We start from the raw sequence: 14,129 nt of genomic DNA, 5'->3' as shown, positions 1-14,129 counted from the left end.
GTCGCGCCGACCACCCCGGCCCCGCCCGCGGGCACCTCGGTGCACGGGGAGTTCAGCAAGCCGGCCACGGGCAACTGACCCACCGGCCTACCGCAGCTTCGCGAAGAAGGCGCGGATGTCGGCCGTGTGCATCTCCGGAAGTTCCATCGCCACAAAGTGATTGCCGGTGTTGCCGGACGGCCAGTGCGCGATGTCGTTGTCCCGCTCGGCAAGTCGCCGCATCAACGCCGACCCGCCGCCGTACACCCCGGTCGGCACAGCCTTCTGCCCCTTGGGCCAAGCGAATCCGTCCTCGCTCAGGCCGTTGTACATCGGCCAGGACGACGTGGCCGCGGTGTTGGTGAACCAGTAGATGCTGATGTTGGTCAGCAGGTGATCGCGCTCCATGACGTCCTCCGCGAGGTCGGCGAGCGGAGTGAACTCGTTGAACTTGTGCATCAGCCAGGCCAGTAGACCGACCGGGGAATCGGTCCACGCGTGCGCGAAGGTCTGCGGCGCCGCGTGCAGCAGCTCGTGGTGATTCACCCCGGTCATCCACTGCTGCATCAGGTCCCACTCGGCGCGCTCGTCGGGCGTCATGGTCGGCACGTCGGCCGCGGTCGGCATGCCGATGCCGCCGTCGAGGTGCACGCCGATCACCCGGTCCGGTGCCGCGATGGCCAACTCGGGCGCGACATACGCGCCGAGATCACCGCCCTGCGCGCCGAACCGGTGATAGCCGAGCCGGTCCATCAGCACGAGCCACATCTCGGCTACCCGCCGTGGTGTCATGCCGAGTTCCACCGGCGCATCCGAGAAGGCGAAGCCCGGCACCGACGGGACCACGACGTGGAACGCCTGCGCCGGATCGAGGCCGTGCTTGCGCGGATCGGCGAGCAGGTCGATGGTCTTGCTGAATTCGACGAACGAATTGGGCCAGCCGTGGGTCAGGATCAGCGGCACCGCGTCCGGCTCGGGCGAGCGCACGTGCACGAAATGCACGTCGAGACCGTCGATCTCGGTGACGAACTGCGGAAATTCGTTCAGCGCCGCTTCCTGTGCGCGCCAGTCGAATTCGGTCCGCCAGTATTCGGCGAGCTCCCGCAGGTAGGCGACGGGCACGCCGCGCTGCCGGCCCGCGCCGGGCAGCTGGGGCGACCAGCGGGCCCGGCCCAGCCGGTCGCGCAGGTCGTCGAGTTCGGCCTGCGGGATCTCGATGCGGAACGGGCGGACGGCGATGTTATCGGTCATGGGGGCAACAGTAAGAGCCATCTAGGACTATTCATGTCCTAGTTATCTGGAATTCTGGAATTCATGAACGACACCCCCGCCCGGCTGTTGCGACTGCTGTCACTGCTGCAAACCCCGCGCGACTGGCCGGGCAGCGAACTCGCCGGACGCTTGGGCGTCACCGATCGCACGGTGCGCCGTGATATCGACCGGCTGCGCGAACTCGGCTATCCGGTCGAGGCGACGATGGGCGCGACCGGTGGCTACCGCTTGGTCGCGGGATCGGCTTTGCCGCCCTTGCTGATCGAGGACGACGAGGCGGTCGCCATCGCGGTGGGCCTGCGGGCCGCGGCCGGTTACGCGGTCGCGGGGATCGAGGAGGCGTCGGTGCGCGCGCTGACCAAGCTGGAGCAGGTGCTGCCCGCGAAACTGCGTCGTCGCGTCCGAGTGCTCGGTACGGCGCTGGCCGCACCGGTCGATGCAGGCCCGGCGGTCGATCCCGAGGTGCTGACCGCGTTGGCGGCCGCCGTGACCAACCGGGAGCGCGTGCGTTTCACCTATCGCGATGCCGCGGGCCGGGAAACCCGCAGGCACGCCGAGCCGGCCGGGTTGGCGCCGGCCCGGCACCGCTGGTACCTCGTCGGATACGACCTCGACCGGGACGATTGGCGGGTCTACCGGGTGGACCGCATCGAGAATCCGCTGCCCACCGCTGCCCGCTGCATCCCGCGTGAGCTGCCCGCCGCCGATCCCGGCGCCTACGTCGCGGGCCGCCGAACCGATTGGGGCACACCGACTTATCGCCTGTCGGTCACGATTCGCGCGCCCCTGCACCGGATCGTGGGCCGAGTCGGCGACGACCCCGGTGAACTGATCGCCCTGGACGAGCACAGCTGCCGCCTCGACGGCGAGCGCGACGATGCCCCGGAATGGCTGGCCCACCGCTTGATCGGACTCGGCGTCGACTTCGAGGTGCACGATTCGCCCGAGCTGACCCGTGCGCTCCACGCCGCCGCGCGGCGTATTCACCGCGCGACCGGCACACCGGACTGATCCTGCGAATCCTGCTTGCACACCAACACTTTGCGCAGGCCGGCCCTCCCCCGGATCGAGGGATGGCCGTCCGGCGTAGGTCGATCAGCCCGGCAGCTGGATGCGCAGCACCGCGCCGCGCTCGGTGCCCGCGATCAGTTCGTCCGGCGCGCCGGGGATGGCGGTCACCGAGGTGAGGGGTTCGCCGCTGAGCACGGCACAGGTGGCGCCGGTGCTCGGCACGACCCGGACCAACTGGCCGCCGAGGGTGGTCACCAGCAGGTTGCCGTCGCGATCGATCAGGAGATCGTCCACGAAATCCGGGATGGCGGGCAGCGGCGAGGACAGGTCGGCCACCACGGACGCCTCGCCGGGAGCGTCGATCGGAACCCGCTGAATCCGGCCCAGCGGACCGCCGTTCGACGTCACATACAGGGTGCGGTCGTGCACGACGACGCCGTTGGCACTCGTCTTCGGCGCCTGCTCGGTCCACGCGGTGTCGATGCTGCCGTCCGGGCGGATGCGGATCACGCCGGACATCGACGCACCCACATAGAGGTAGCCATCGGCGTCGAAGGCCGCGCCGTTCGGCATCGTGGTCAGGCCCGAGACGAACACCTCCGGCTTCGGCGCGGCGGCCGTGGGATCGAAGCGGACGAGACCGCCGGGCCGGACCAGGCTGGTCGGACTGTCACCGTAGACGACATAGAGCAGTCCGTCGGGTCCACTGCGCACGGCACCCGGGAACTCCACCGGGACGGTCGCGGTCAGCGCGCCGGTGTGGTCATAGCGCTGCACCACATTGCGGTACGGCCGCGACACCCACAGGTTGCCCGCCGTGTCGTACCCGACGTTCTCCGACCAATCGAGCATCGGCAGCCCGGCGGGCACCGCGGTCACGGCGGCCGCGGACGCGCACGCGGCGATCGGGGTCGCCGCGGCCTCGGGTTCGGCGGCCGCGACCGGCATGCCACAGGCCAGCGCGACCAGCACCGCGGGCCACAACAGCGCACCTGAACGACGTAGTTTTCGCAACGAGCACCTCGGGTTCTGTCCGCACCGACACGACAATCGGCAGGCAGTCTAGCCCGCCCTCCGCTGATACCTCATGAACTCCGCTGAGCAGCACGATCTTTGGCAAGATCTGGATATGCCATATTTCGACGGCGCGCGTGGCCGGCTGCACTATCGGCGGTGGCCGATCGATCGGAGCGTCGCCACGGTGCTGTTGCTACCCGGCATGGGCCAGCACAGCGGTCATTACCACCGCTTCGCGCGCACCCTCACCGCCGCCGAGATCGACCTGTGGGCGCTCGACACCGCCGGGCACGGGCTCAGCGAGGGCGATCCGCACGCGCCGGGCACCTTGACGGAACTGGTCGCGGACGCGGTGCGGCTGTTCGACCTCGTCCGCGCGACGGCACCGGCCCCGCCACTGCTGCTGCTGGGGCATTCGCTCGGCGCGGTGACCGCGCTCGGCCTGCTCGGCGCGGCGGTGCCGGACGCGGCCGGCGAGCCGGCCGGCCGGACCGTGCTCGAGCGCGACTTGCCGCTGCGACCGGCCGTGCCATGGGACGCGCTGGCCGGTCTGGTGCTGTCCGGCACCCCGAAACGCGCGCTCGGCGGCGGCCGTCCCGGCGCGCCGGGAACCCCACTGCCGCGCACACTTCCGATCCTCGCGGTGCACGGCGAGGAGGATCGGCGGGCGCCGATTGATGCCGTAAGGGTATGGACTGGACGCCACGAGTCGGTAGATTTACGGGCGTACGCCGACGCTGGGCACGATCTCCTGCACGAACCGGTGCACGCGCGGGTCGCTGCCGACATCGCGGACTGGATGCGGGGTGTCGTCGCGGGGTTGGCGCGACGCCCGTGAACCGAGCACGCTTCATGAGATGAGGAAGGGGGACGCGAGGTGCCATCGAACGAGAACGCCAACGGCGTCGCACGCCCGGAACTGTCGGGATACACCGCGCCGGGCATCACCGCCGCCGCACTGCATCGCGCGGTCGACGAGGGGGAACTGTGGATCGACGGCGTGCTCGTCGCCGAGGGGGTGCACGAACGCTGCGCCCGCCGCTACGAGCAACTCGCCAACCAGATCGAAGATCAGATGCGGGTGCTCAGCGCTGCGTCGTCGTTGCCGGGGTTCGGCGGCTTCGCCTCCGGTGACGCGCTGCGCGGCGGCTTCGAGAACAAGGCGCACGGGGCGCTCACCCGGATGTGGGAGTACGCCGAGGCCGCCAGGGAACTCGCGCTGACCTTCCGTGCGGCCGCGACCAAGTACCAGGGCGCCGACCACGCGCTCGCGGTGGCCGTCGACCGGATCGACGCGGGAGCAGCCCATGCGTAAATTGCCACGCACCCCGGATCATCCCGCCGTGCGACGCACCGATCCCGCGTACGCGCCGACCGTCGAGATGTTCGACGCGATGACCCATCGGGAGATCCACGACAAGGTCGCGCTGCTGAAACCCGCCGTGCTCACCGGCGGGCAGCAGTCGTGGGGCCAGGCCGCCGCCGGATTGGCCGACGCGGTCGCCCAGGCGCACACCGAGATTCGCGCGGCGATCGCCGACGGCTGGCGCGGCAGCGGCGCGCAGCACGCGGCCGACGCGGTGTACGCGTTCGAGCAGACCGGCCAGGACCTGGCCGACGTGCTCGCGGTCGTCTCACAGCGGCTGGGCCAGGCCGGCGACGCGGCCGAGGCGTTACGCAAGGCCGTCGTCGCCCCCACCGCGAGCGCCCCCGATCTCGGTGCCGCGCTGCTGGATCCGACGCAGGCCACCACCAACGCGGCCGACCAGAAGGCGGCCGAGCACAGCCGCCAGGACACCGTGCGCGCGATGAACGACATCTACGCCGGTGTGCTGATTCCCACCGGCAACGAGGTACCCGCCTTCCTCGACCAGCAGTCCAACGGCACGGCGGACGCGCCGGGCAGCTGGCCGGCGAGCAAGCTGACCGGGGCCGGCATCAGCGTGGAAAGCCCGGCGGTGCAGCAGGTTCCGGCCGCCCCGGGGAACACCGAGGTGCGCCTCGGCACCGGGGCGACCACGGCGGCCCCCGCGACCACGGCACCAGAGACCGTCGCCGAACCTGTCGAAGAGCCCGAAACGACCACTACCGCGGGTGCCGCCGCCGCACCGGCGACCGTAGACGCACCGGCTGCCGCGCCGACCCGGGTCACCACCTCGCCCGCCGGGTTCGATGCCCCGCTGTCGACCGCACCGGCCGCGACCCGGCTGCCGGGCACGGCTGTCACCGCGCCGAGCACGACCACCACCGTTGCGGCGTCGGCTCAGCCGGTCTCCGTTCCGTCCGTGCCGGGCAGCGCCGCAGCGGCCCCGGCTGACGAGCAGCGCAAGCGCGAGGAACGTCGCAAGGACAGCAGCAGCGACGCCGTCACCGGTTTGGGTGCGGGCGCGATGGGCGGGCTGATGGGCGGCGCGCTCGCCATGGGCGACACCCCGCGGCCAGGTGCCAGCGTGGCCGCGAACGCCGCGTCCACGGCCCGCGCCGCGCGCTTCGACGACGAAGACGAGTACGAGGACGACTTCCACTTCGACGACATGCCCACCTATCTCGAGCCCTCCGACGAGGGCGGTGAACTGATCGGCTCGATCGATCCGACCACACCGCCGGTGCTCGGGGAGTGGACCGAACTGGAGTGAACTGGACGCTGACCCCGGACCAGTTCGCGCTGGCCTGGGCGCGCACCGACGGCGATCGGATGCCCTACCCCCTGGCCGTCCGACTATCCGCGCGCGACACCGACGAGCGCGCGGCGCAGCTACCCGAGCTGAACCGCTGGTGCGATCAGACGCTCGACGCCGACCTGGAAGCCGCGCTGCGGGTGCTCGGCGCGCCGGAGCTACGGATCGAGGTGTTCGGCGAACGCGACAGTGCCACAGCCGATCCGGACGCGCCCGAAAGCCGACCGGTGCGGGTGCTCGGCGCGGCGGCGGGCAATGTCGCGGTGGTCGCCGCGCAGCGGCCCGGGCCGAACCCGGACCACGGCGGTGATCTGCGGCTGTTCGTCGGCACCGGGAAAAGCCTTACCGCCCGGGTTGTTTCGATGCTGCCGGAAAACGCGCCCGGCAGCACGCCCCGGTTGACCGCGCCGCTGGCCCGGGTCGGCGAGGACAGCCGAGACCTGGTCACCGTGCCGGTCGCCGGGCCGTCGGTGCCCACCCGCATCCGGCGCCTGCTGCGGCAACCCCGCGACGGCATCGGCCAGATCGTGGTGTCCGCCCGCCACGAAGACGGCGAACTGCGCCCCTTCGGCGTCCTCTGCTGGATAGACGTCCGCGACGACGGCCGCTACTCCGTCCGCACCGGCACCGACGTGGACATCGTCCCGGTAACCGCCCACGCCTTCATCGCCCAACTTCGCCCCATGGTCGAAGCGGCCGCCCGCACCGCCACCTACGCCCAACGCTGGTAAACCCAGCCAACGCCCACCCCGGCCGCACACGTCTCAGCAGCCACACCGGCACGCGTTCCGGTGCCCCGTGCCGCACGCCTCCGCCGGCCCCGCGCCGCGCACGTTTCGCTACCCCGCGCGTGTGTCGGTCGAACGACACACGCGCGGCGCGCGAAAAGCTGCGCGGGAGCCGAGCCAACGGCACGAGCCCACCACCGGCTGCGCCCGTCGGTCAGCGGCCGACGGGCGCGTCCCGCTGGCCGGGCACGTCGGTCAGCCCCGCCGCGCGCGTTTCGTGACCCCGCGCGCGAAAAGGTGCGCGGGGCCTCGCGGGGTGCGTGCTTGCGGAGGGATGCGGTTACTCGTTCGGGTGGACGAGTAGGGCGGTGACTTCTGTGTCGTCGAGTTGGTGGAAGTCTTCGTAGGCGGTGCCTACGCCGCCCAGAGTGTGCGGGACCAGGGGACAGAACACCTGGTCGGCTTCGGCGGCTACCCGGCGCAGTGCCTCGGCTGAGGAGACCGGGACGGCGACGACGAGTTGAGCCGGGTGGTGCAGGCGCGCGACACGGCAGGCGACCACCACGGTCGCGCCGGTGGCCATGCCGTCGTCGACGATGATCACGCTGCGCCCGTCCAGGGGAAGCGGTTTCGCGTCACCGCGCCATACCGTGCGGCGGCGGATCAGTTCCGCGCGTTCGAGGTCTTCGATCTCGGCAAACTCCTGAGGCGATATCCCCAAGTGCGCCAGCACATCTCCGTTGAGCACCCGCACGCCGTCCTCGCCGATCGCGCCCATCGCCAGCTCCGGCTGCCACGGCACCCCTAGCTTGCGGACCAGCAGGATATCGAGATCGCCGCCGATGACATCGCGGACCGCGGCGGCCACCGGAACCCCGCCGCGGGGCAGACCGAGCAGCAGCGGATCGGCCGCGCGCAGCCGCTCCAGACGAGTACCGAGCGCACGACCGGCCGATGTCCGATCCGCGTAGATCATCCACCAAAACGCTACGCCCACCCTCCCCCGGCCACCACCCTTCACCGAATCCCCGCGACCCGCTGCCCTGCAACCCAACCCGGCCATCAGCTCGCCGATCACTCGTGAGACCGCCGAACACGGCGCTCCGCCTCGCACCGAATCCCCCGCGACCCGCTGCCTCCGAACGGACCGCCCGCAGCGCATCGCTCAGGGAAGAGGCGCTCCGCTCAGCTGGGGTCGGCGATGGTGAAGCGGCGCAGGTCGAGGCTGGGGTTGGTCTTGCGGACCTCGGCGAGGCGCGCGAGGTCGATGCTCGCGGTGAGTACGCCGGTCTCCTCGCCGAGTTCGGTGAGTACCGCGCCGGTGGGGTCGATGATCATCGAGGCGCCTGCGCCGCGCGGGGCGGCTTGGTCGGCGGCGGCCACGTAGACGGTGTTCTCGATGGCGCGGGCGCGCAGCAGCGTCGTCCACTGGTCCACCTTGGCGGGGCCGGGGATCCATTGCGCGGGCAGCAGCAGCACCTGTGCGCCCGCGGTGGCCACCCGGCGGATGCCTTCCGGGAAACGCAGATCGAAACAGGTCTGCATGCCGAATGTCACATCCGCCACAGTGAAGGTGGCCGGCGCGGTGATCGCGCCGGGCTGCACCACCTCCGATTCGAGGAAGCCGAAGGCGTCGTAAAGATGCACCTTCCGGTACTGCGTGACGAGCGTTCCGTCGGGTCCGAGGACGACCAGTGTGTTGCGGATCCGGTCCCCGCCGGGCGCGACCTGCTCCACCGTTCCGGCGACCAGATGCACCTCGAATTCGCGGGCGATGGCACCGAGTCCGGTGACGAACGGGCCGGTCAGGGGTTCGGCGACGGCGATGACGCGCTCATCGAGCCGGGTGACGGCAAACATCGAGTATTCCGGCGCGACGACCACCCGCGCACCCCCATCGCGGGCGGTGCGCACATGCTCGCGCAGCGCCGCTAGATTGGCCGCCGGGTCGATGCCGGGGGCGAACTGGACGACCGCAACGTCCAGCAGGTTCGGCCGTGTCGCTTGATTCGTATCGGCGCTGTCCAGTTGCATACGTCTCACCGTATTGGGCCGGTGGCCGAGCAGACCAGCACCAGGCAGTAAACTCCTGGTCAATGAGTACCAATCAGGTCGACAGCGTTCCTGGCGACAACGACAGGGACAACGACGGCCCGACTTTCGCCGATCTCGGCATCGATGACCGCATCCTCGCGGCCATCGCCGATGTGGGCTACGAGTCGCCGTCGCCGATTCAGGCTGCGACGATTCCGCCGCTGCTGTCGGGCGCCGATGTGGTCGGCCTCGCGCAGACCGGCACCGGCAAGACCGCGGCGTTCGCGATCCCGATCCTGATGGGTCTGGACACTTCCGGCAAACTCCCGCAGTCGCTGGTGCTGGCGCCGACCCGGGAGCTCGCGATCCAGGTGGCCGAGGCGTTCGGCCGCTACGCCACGCACATCCCGGGGCTGCACGTGCTGCCGATCTACGGCGGCCAGGCCTACGGGGTCCAGCTGTCCGGCCTGCGCCGCGGCGCGCACGTGGTGGTCGGCACGCCGGGCCGGGTGATCGATCACCTGGAGAAGGGCACGCTCGACCTGTCGCAGCTGAAGTACCTGGTGCTCGACGAGGCCGACGAGATGCTGAAGATGGGCTTCCAGGAGGACGTCGAACGCATCCTCAAGGACACGCCCGCGGGCAAGCAGGTCGCGCTGTTCTCCGCCACCATGCCCGCGGCGATCCGCAAGATCTCCAAGCAGTACCTCGACGATCCGGTCGAGATCACCGTCAAGTCGAAGACCTCGACCGCCACCAACATCACCCAGCGCTGGGTGCAGGTCTCGCATCAGCGCAAGCTGGACGCGCTCACCCGGATCCTCGAGGTCGAGTCGTTCGAGGCCATGATCATCTTCGTGCGCACCAAGCAGGCCACCGAGGAGCTCGCCGAAAAGCTGCGCGCCCGGGGCTTTTCCGCGGCCGCGATCAACGGTGACATCGCGCAGAACCAGCGCGAGCGCACCATCGGTCATCTGAAGTCGGGCACGCTGGACATTCTCGTCGCCACCGACGTCGCCGCGCGCGGTCTCGACGTGGACCGCATCTCGCACGTGGTCAACTACGACATCCCGCACGACACCGAGTCCTACGTGCACCGCATCGGCCGCACCGGCCGGGCCGGGCGCAGCGGTGAGGCGTTGCTGTTCGTCGCCCCGCGCGAGCGGCACCTGCTCAAGTCGATCGAGCGGGCCACCCGCCATCCGCTCGAAGAGATGCAGCTGCCCAGCGTCGACGACGTCAACGCCCAGCGCGTCGCCAAGTTCGGCGACGACATCACCGAGAGCCTGACCTCGGCGAACCTCGCGCTGTTCCGCAGGCTCATCGAGGATTACGAACGCGAGCACGATATTCCGCTGGTCGATATCGCGGCGGCGCTGGCCGTGCTCTCCCGCGACGGCGACAACTTCCTGATGCAGCCCGAACCGCCGGAGCCGGTGCGCGAGCGCCGGGAACGCCCGCGCCGGTTCGAAGGTGACGACGACCGTTCCGGTTTCGGCACGCATCAGCGGCAGACCGGTGCCGAGCTCGCGACCTATCGGATCAGCGTCGGCAAGCGGCACCGCGTGGTGCCCGGCGCGATCGTCGGCGCCATCGCCAACGAGGGTGGGCTGCGGCGCAGCGACTTCGGGCACATCAGCATCCGCCCGGACCACAGCCTGGTCGAGCTACCCGCGAACCTTCCGCCGGAAACGCTGGAAGCGTTGCGGCGCACGAGGATCAGCGGCGTGCTCATTCAGCTCACGCCCGATCAGGGCCCGCCGGGACAGCGCTCGTTCTCCCGGGGGCCGCGCCGGGAAGGTGGCAACGGCAAGCGCCCGGAACGGCGTAAGCCACGCTCCTGAACCGGGGAGGGTAAGCCGAGGTCAGACCGGCTAGCTACAGTGTTGCCTTCCGGTGCGTAATGAAGCGCTAACGGCAGCGGGTGTCCCGCGATAACTCGACGTGTGATGAGCGACAATGGCGCGAGCCGCTCATCGGCGCCGACCGGGTGGGGGTGTCCCGCAGAGACACAGGAGGGCCGCGTTTGTTCGTGTTCGGTGATCGTGTCGTCTGCTCCGCCGTCGATCTCGTGCGCGCGGCGCGCTGTGAATTCGCGCTGCTGCGTGCCCTCGACACCGAACTCGGTACGGTCGCGGCCGATTCCGCGACCACCGACGCGGCGACCGTGCCGCACCGACAGCCCGACCCGGCAAGGGACCGCAGGCTCAGCGACTTTCGCGCCCGTTTCGGCAGCGCGATGGTGCAGATCTCAGCGGTACAGCACGAATCCGACAGTCCCGAAACCACCCTCACCGCCCTGCGCACCGCCGCCGCGGAAACCACCGCGGCCCTGCGCACCGGCGCGCCGGTGATCTCCGGCGCCACCTTCTTCGACGGCAGCTTCGACTGCTCCTGCGATTTTCTGGTGCGCGCGGACCACCGGGTGCGCTACACCGTGCACGGCAGTGCGCCCGGGCGGCCCGAACGCGTCGGCGCCGCACTCGAACTCGCCGCCTGCGCCGACGCCGTCGACCACAGCGGGTCGCTGACGGGTCCGCTGCTGCGGCTGCATCTCGGCGCCGATCACACCGCGTACGCGGCGCACGATCTGGTGCCGGTGTACCGGGCGCGCAGGCAACGCGTGGCCCACATCCTGGACGAGAAACTCAGCGAGCTGCTACCCGTGCAGTGGGGCGATCCGCGCTATCTCGCGTGCGGGCGATGCGCGGTCTGCACCGCGGCCGCGGTAGCCGCGCGCGATCTGCTGCTGGTCGCAGGCATGGCGACCACCACGCGGGCCAGGCTGCGGGAAGCGGGCGTGCACACCATCGATCGGCTGGCCGGCACCGAGGGCACGGTCCGTGGCGTACCGCCGCGCACCTTCACCGCACTGCGCAGGCAGGCCGAAATCCAGCTCCGCCGGGAGGATTCCGGCGCGCCGACGCACACCCTGCTCGACCCGATCGCGCTCGGCGCGCTACCGCCGCCCTCCCCCGGCGACCTGTCGCTCACGGTCGAGGGCGGTGTGCGTACCGCGTTGTCCGTGGAGGTCGGCGGGCCCGGCACCGTCCATCTGAGTTTCCGTGGACCGTTCGGCGCCGCGGGCGTACCGGGCAGCGAAGCGGCCGGGCAGCGCCGGGCGCTGGAAGAGGTGCTGGACTACCTCACCCAACGCCGGCGGATGTATCCGGACATGCACGTCTACCACTACACCTCGGCGGTGCGCACCGCGCTGCTGCGCTGCAGCGGCAGCTCCGGTGTCGGGGAAGAGATCGTGGACGAGCTGCTGTGCGACGGCGTGCTGGTCGATCTGTACCCGATCGTGCGTAACGCACTGATCGTCGGGGAACGTTCCTACCGGCTGAGCAAGCTGGCGCGACTACTGCCCGGTGCCGCGCATTCGCCCGCCGCGCAACGGGATTGCCTGACCGTGCTGCGCTTGCGGGACTGGCTGCTCGACCGCGCGGCCGAACAGCGAATCGACCCGCAGGCGGTGACGCTGGAGCGGGCGGTGTCCTGGTGCCAGGTGCCGGGCCCCGACGAGACCGAGCCCATGCCGCCCTCGCGGCCCTCCTCGTTCGAGGCGGCGCTCGCCGAATACGCCGCGGCACAAGACGAACCGCGGCACGTGGCCGCGATGATGGCGGCGGCGCTCGGCTATCACCGCCGCGAACGCCAGCCGCTGTGGTGGGCCCATGTCGACCGGCTGAGCCACCCCGTCGACGAATGGGCCGACGCCCCGGGGGTTTTGATCGCCGAATGGGGCACCGTCGACACCAAGTGGCATCGCAGCCCGGACCGTCCGACCATGCGGCGCTACCTGACGCTGACCGGACGGATCGGCTCGCGCTGGCACGGTGGCGGACCTGGACCCGCCACCGTGCTGACGCCGGGGACCACCGTCTACACCTTCTACGACCGGCCCGCCGCCGCGGGCATGGTCACCGCGGTCGGGCGCCGGGCCACCGCCCTCGCCACCGTGCTCGGCTGTTCGGTGGACGCCGAATTCGACGACACCGTGCGGTTGGAGGAACTGCTACCGGACGGCTGCGAACCGTACGACGAGCTACCGACCGCGATCGCGCCCGGCCTACCGGCCTGGGACGAACATGCCGAGATCGCCGTGGAATACGCGGCGCAGGAGTTGCTCGTCGCGCTGCCGGACATCCCGGACGGCGCCGTCTTCGATCTACTCGCCCGCAGGCCGCCCCGGCTGCGCTCGGGCGCCACGCTGCCCGAGGTGCACGGCGACCACGCCGCCGCGATCACCACCGCGATGCGTGCGCTGGACCACTCCTACCTGGCGGTGCAGGGCCCGTCCGGCACCGGTAAGACCGCCACCGCAGCTCGGGTGCTCGAACGCCTGGTCACCAAGGAGAAATGGCGGATCGGCGTTGTCGGGCAGTCGCATTCGACGGTGGAGAACCTGCTCGACGCGGTCGTGCGGGTCGGCGTCCTGCCGGAGCTGGTCGCCAAGAAGGACGTCGAGTCGGTGGGCCCGGAGTGGGCGGTCATCGACGCTAGCCGCTACGCGCGGTTTCTGGACAACGCCATCAGCGGCTGCGTACTCGGCGGCACCACCACCGATTTCGCCAACGAGGACATGGTGCCGCGGGAGAGCCTCGACCTGCTGGTGATCGCGGACGCGGGCCGGTTCCCGCTGGCCGACGCGGTCGCGGTGGGGGTCAGCGCGCGAAACCTGTTGCTGCTCGGCGATCCCGTGCCGCCCGTCCCGCACAGCGCGCATCCGGAGCCGGTCGGCGAATCGGTGCTCGGCTGGCTCGCCGAGGGGCGGCACACGCTGCCCGCGGCGCGCGGCTACTTCCTCGATCGCACCTGGCGGATGCACCCGAACGTCTGCGACCCGATCTCCCGGCTGTACTACGACGGACGGCTGCGCGCCAACGAAACCGTGACCCGGGCAAGGGAACTCGACGGCGAACCGGCCGGGGTGAGCACCGTGCTGGTGCCGCACCACGGCAATGCCACCGAATCCGCGGAGGAGGCCCGCGAGGTGGTCCGGCGGGTGCGCGCGCTGCTCACCATGAACTGGAGCAGCGGCACGACGACGCGGCGGCTGCACCCGCACGACATCTTCGTCGTCACGCCCTATGCCGCCCAGGTGGGGCGCATCCGGACGTTGCTCGCCCGGGCCAAGATCGAGGATGTGCTGGTCGGCACGCCGGACCGGTTCCGCGGGCGCGAAGCCGCGGTGGTCCTGCTGTCGATGACCACGTCCAGCCCCGCCGACGCGCCCTACGGCATGCCGTTCCTGTTGTCCCGGGCCCTGATTCACGCCGCCCTGTGCCGCGCCATGTGGAAGGCGATCATCATCCGCTCGCCGCTGCTCACCGAGTATCTGCCCGCCTGCCCTGACGAGCTGCCCGATCTGGCGGGGTTCCTGCGTTTGTCGCGATGAGCGCCGCGG

The 14,129-nt window shown here is 70.7% G+C and carries 11 protein-coding genes; 7 read left to right on the top strand and 4 right to left on the bottom strand.

Translation table 11 applies throughout. The annotated features are described in order from the left end of the window. Positions 1-87 precede the first annotated feature (87 nt). Complete coding sequence (locus tag TY25_RS13200) at positions 88-1,230, bottom strand: epoxide hydrolase family protein (protein ID WP_042256233.1); 1,143 nt, start codon at positions 1,228-1,230, stop codon at positions 88-90. Positions 1,231-1,293: 63 nt separating this feature from the next. Here TY25_RS13200 and TY25_RS13195 point away from each other — a divergent pair, with 63 nt between their 5' ends. Beyond that, positions 1,294-2,262: a helix-turn-helix transcriptional regulator gene (locus TY25_RS13195; RefSeq protein ID WP_042256232.1), complete on the top strand. Its 969-nt coding sequence runs from the start codon at positions 1,294-1,296 to the stop codon at positions 2,260-2,262. Between the two features lie 84 nt (positions 2,263-2,346). On the opposite strand, the gene TY25_RS13190 is transcribed toward TY25_RS13195, so the two are convergent. After that, on the bottom strand, positions 2,347-3,276 hold the full coding sequence (locus TY25_RS13190; protein WP_226887185.1) for an SMP-30/gluconolactonase/LRE family protein: 930 nt from the start codon (positions 3,274-3,276) through the stop codon (positions 2,347-2,349). Positions 3,277-3,391: 115 nt separating this feature from the next. Between TY25_RS13190 and TY25_RS13185 the strand changes: the two genes are divergently transcribed. From TY25_RS13185 to TY25_RS13170, 4 genes are read left to right on the top strand one after another with little or no spacing between them, the layout of a single operon-like run. Continuing rightward, the gene (locus TY25_RS13185) at positions 3,392-4,117 is read left to right on the top strand and encodes an alpha/beta hydrolase (RefSeq protein WP_042256237.1); all 726 of its coding nucleotides are present in this window, start codon (positions 3,392-3,394) and stop codon (positions 4,115-4,117) included. A 39-nt stretch (positions 4,118-4,156) separates the two neighbouring features. After that, complete coding sequence (locus tag TY25_RS13180) at positions 4,157-4,594, top strand: hypothetical protein (RefSeq protein WP_081868854.1); 438 nt, start codon at positions 4,157-4,159, stop codon at positions 4,592-4,594. Then, positions 4,587-5,915: a PPE domain-containing protein gene (locus TY25_RS13175; protein WP_146154147.1), complete on the top strand. Its 1,329-nt coding sequence runs from the start codon at positions 4,587-4,589 to the stop codon at positions 5,913-5,915. Before TY25_RS13180 ends, TY25_RS13175 begins: the two co-directional genes overlap by 8 nt. Then, positions 5,897-6,688, top strand: a complete 792-nt coding sequence (locus tag TY25_RS13170; protein WP_226887184.1) for an ESX secretion-associated protein EspG — start codon at positions 5,897-5,899, stop codon at positions 6,686-6,688. Before TY25_RS13175 ends, TY25_RS13170 begins: the two co-directional genes overlap by 19 nt. 337 nt (positions 6,689-7,025) lie before the next feature. Here TY25_RS13170 and TY25_RS13165 read toward each other — a convergent pair whose 3' ends face one another. Together TY25_RS13165 and TY25_RS13160 are read right to left on the bottom strand one after the other, a co-directional pair. Next, positions 7,026-7,661 carry a phosphoribosyltransferase gene (locus tag TY25_RS13165; protein WP_042256229.1) on the bottom strand — a complete coding sequence of 212 codons (636 nt, stop codon included), beginning with the start codon at positions 7,659-7,661 and terminating at the stop codon, positions 7,026-7,028. 209 nt (positions 7,662-7,870) lie between these two features. After that, complete coding sequence (locus tag TY25_RS13160) at positions 7,871-8,719, bottom strand: carbon-nitrogen hydrolase family protein (RefSeq protein ID WP_081868853.1); 849 nt, start codon at positions 8,717-8,719, stop codon at positions 7,871-7,873. A 62-nt stretch (positions 8,720-8,781) separates the two neighbouring features. Between TY25_RS13160 and TY25_RS13155 the strand changes: the two genes are divergently transcribed. After that, positions 8,782-10,563: a DEAD/DEAH box helicase gene (locus TY25_RS13155; RefSeq protein ID WP_042256228.1), complete on the top strand. Its 1,782-nt coding sequence runs from the start codon at positions 8,782-8,784 to the stop codon at positions 10,561-10,563. A gap of 188 nt (positions 10,564-10,751) precedes the next feature. After that, entirely contained in the window at positions 10,752-14,120 is a 3,369-nt protein-coding gene (locus TY25_RS13150; protein ID WP_226887183.1) for an AAA domain-containing protein, read from the top strand. Positions 14,121-14,129 lie beyond the last annotated feature (9 nt).

The organism is Nocardia brasiliensis NBRC 14402, from assembly GCF_000308475.2.
In the GTDB taxonomy this organism is placed as follows: domain Bacteria; phylum Actinomycetota; class Actinomycetes; order Mycobacteriales; family Mycobacteriaceae; genus Nocardia; species Nocardia brasiliensis.
Note: the sequence above shows the minus strand (reverse complement) of the source record. Positions and strands in the feature narration are given on the sequence as shown.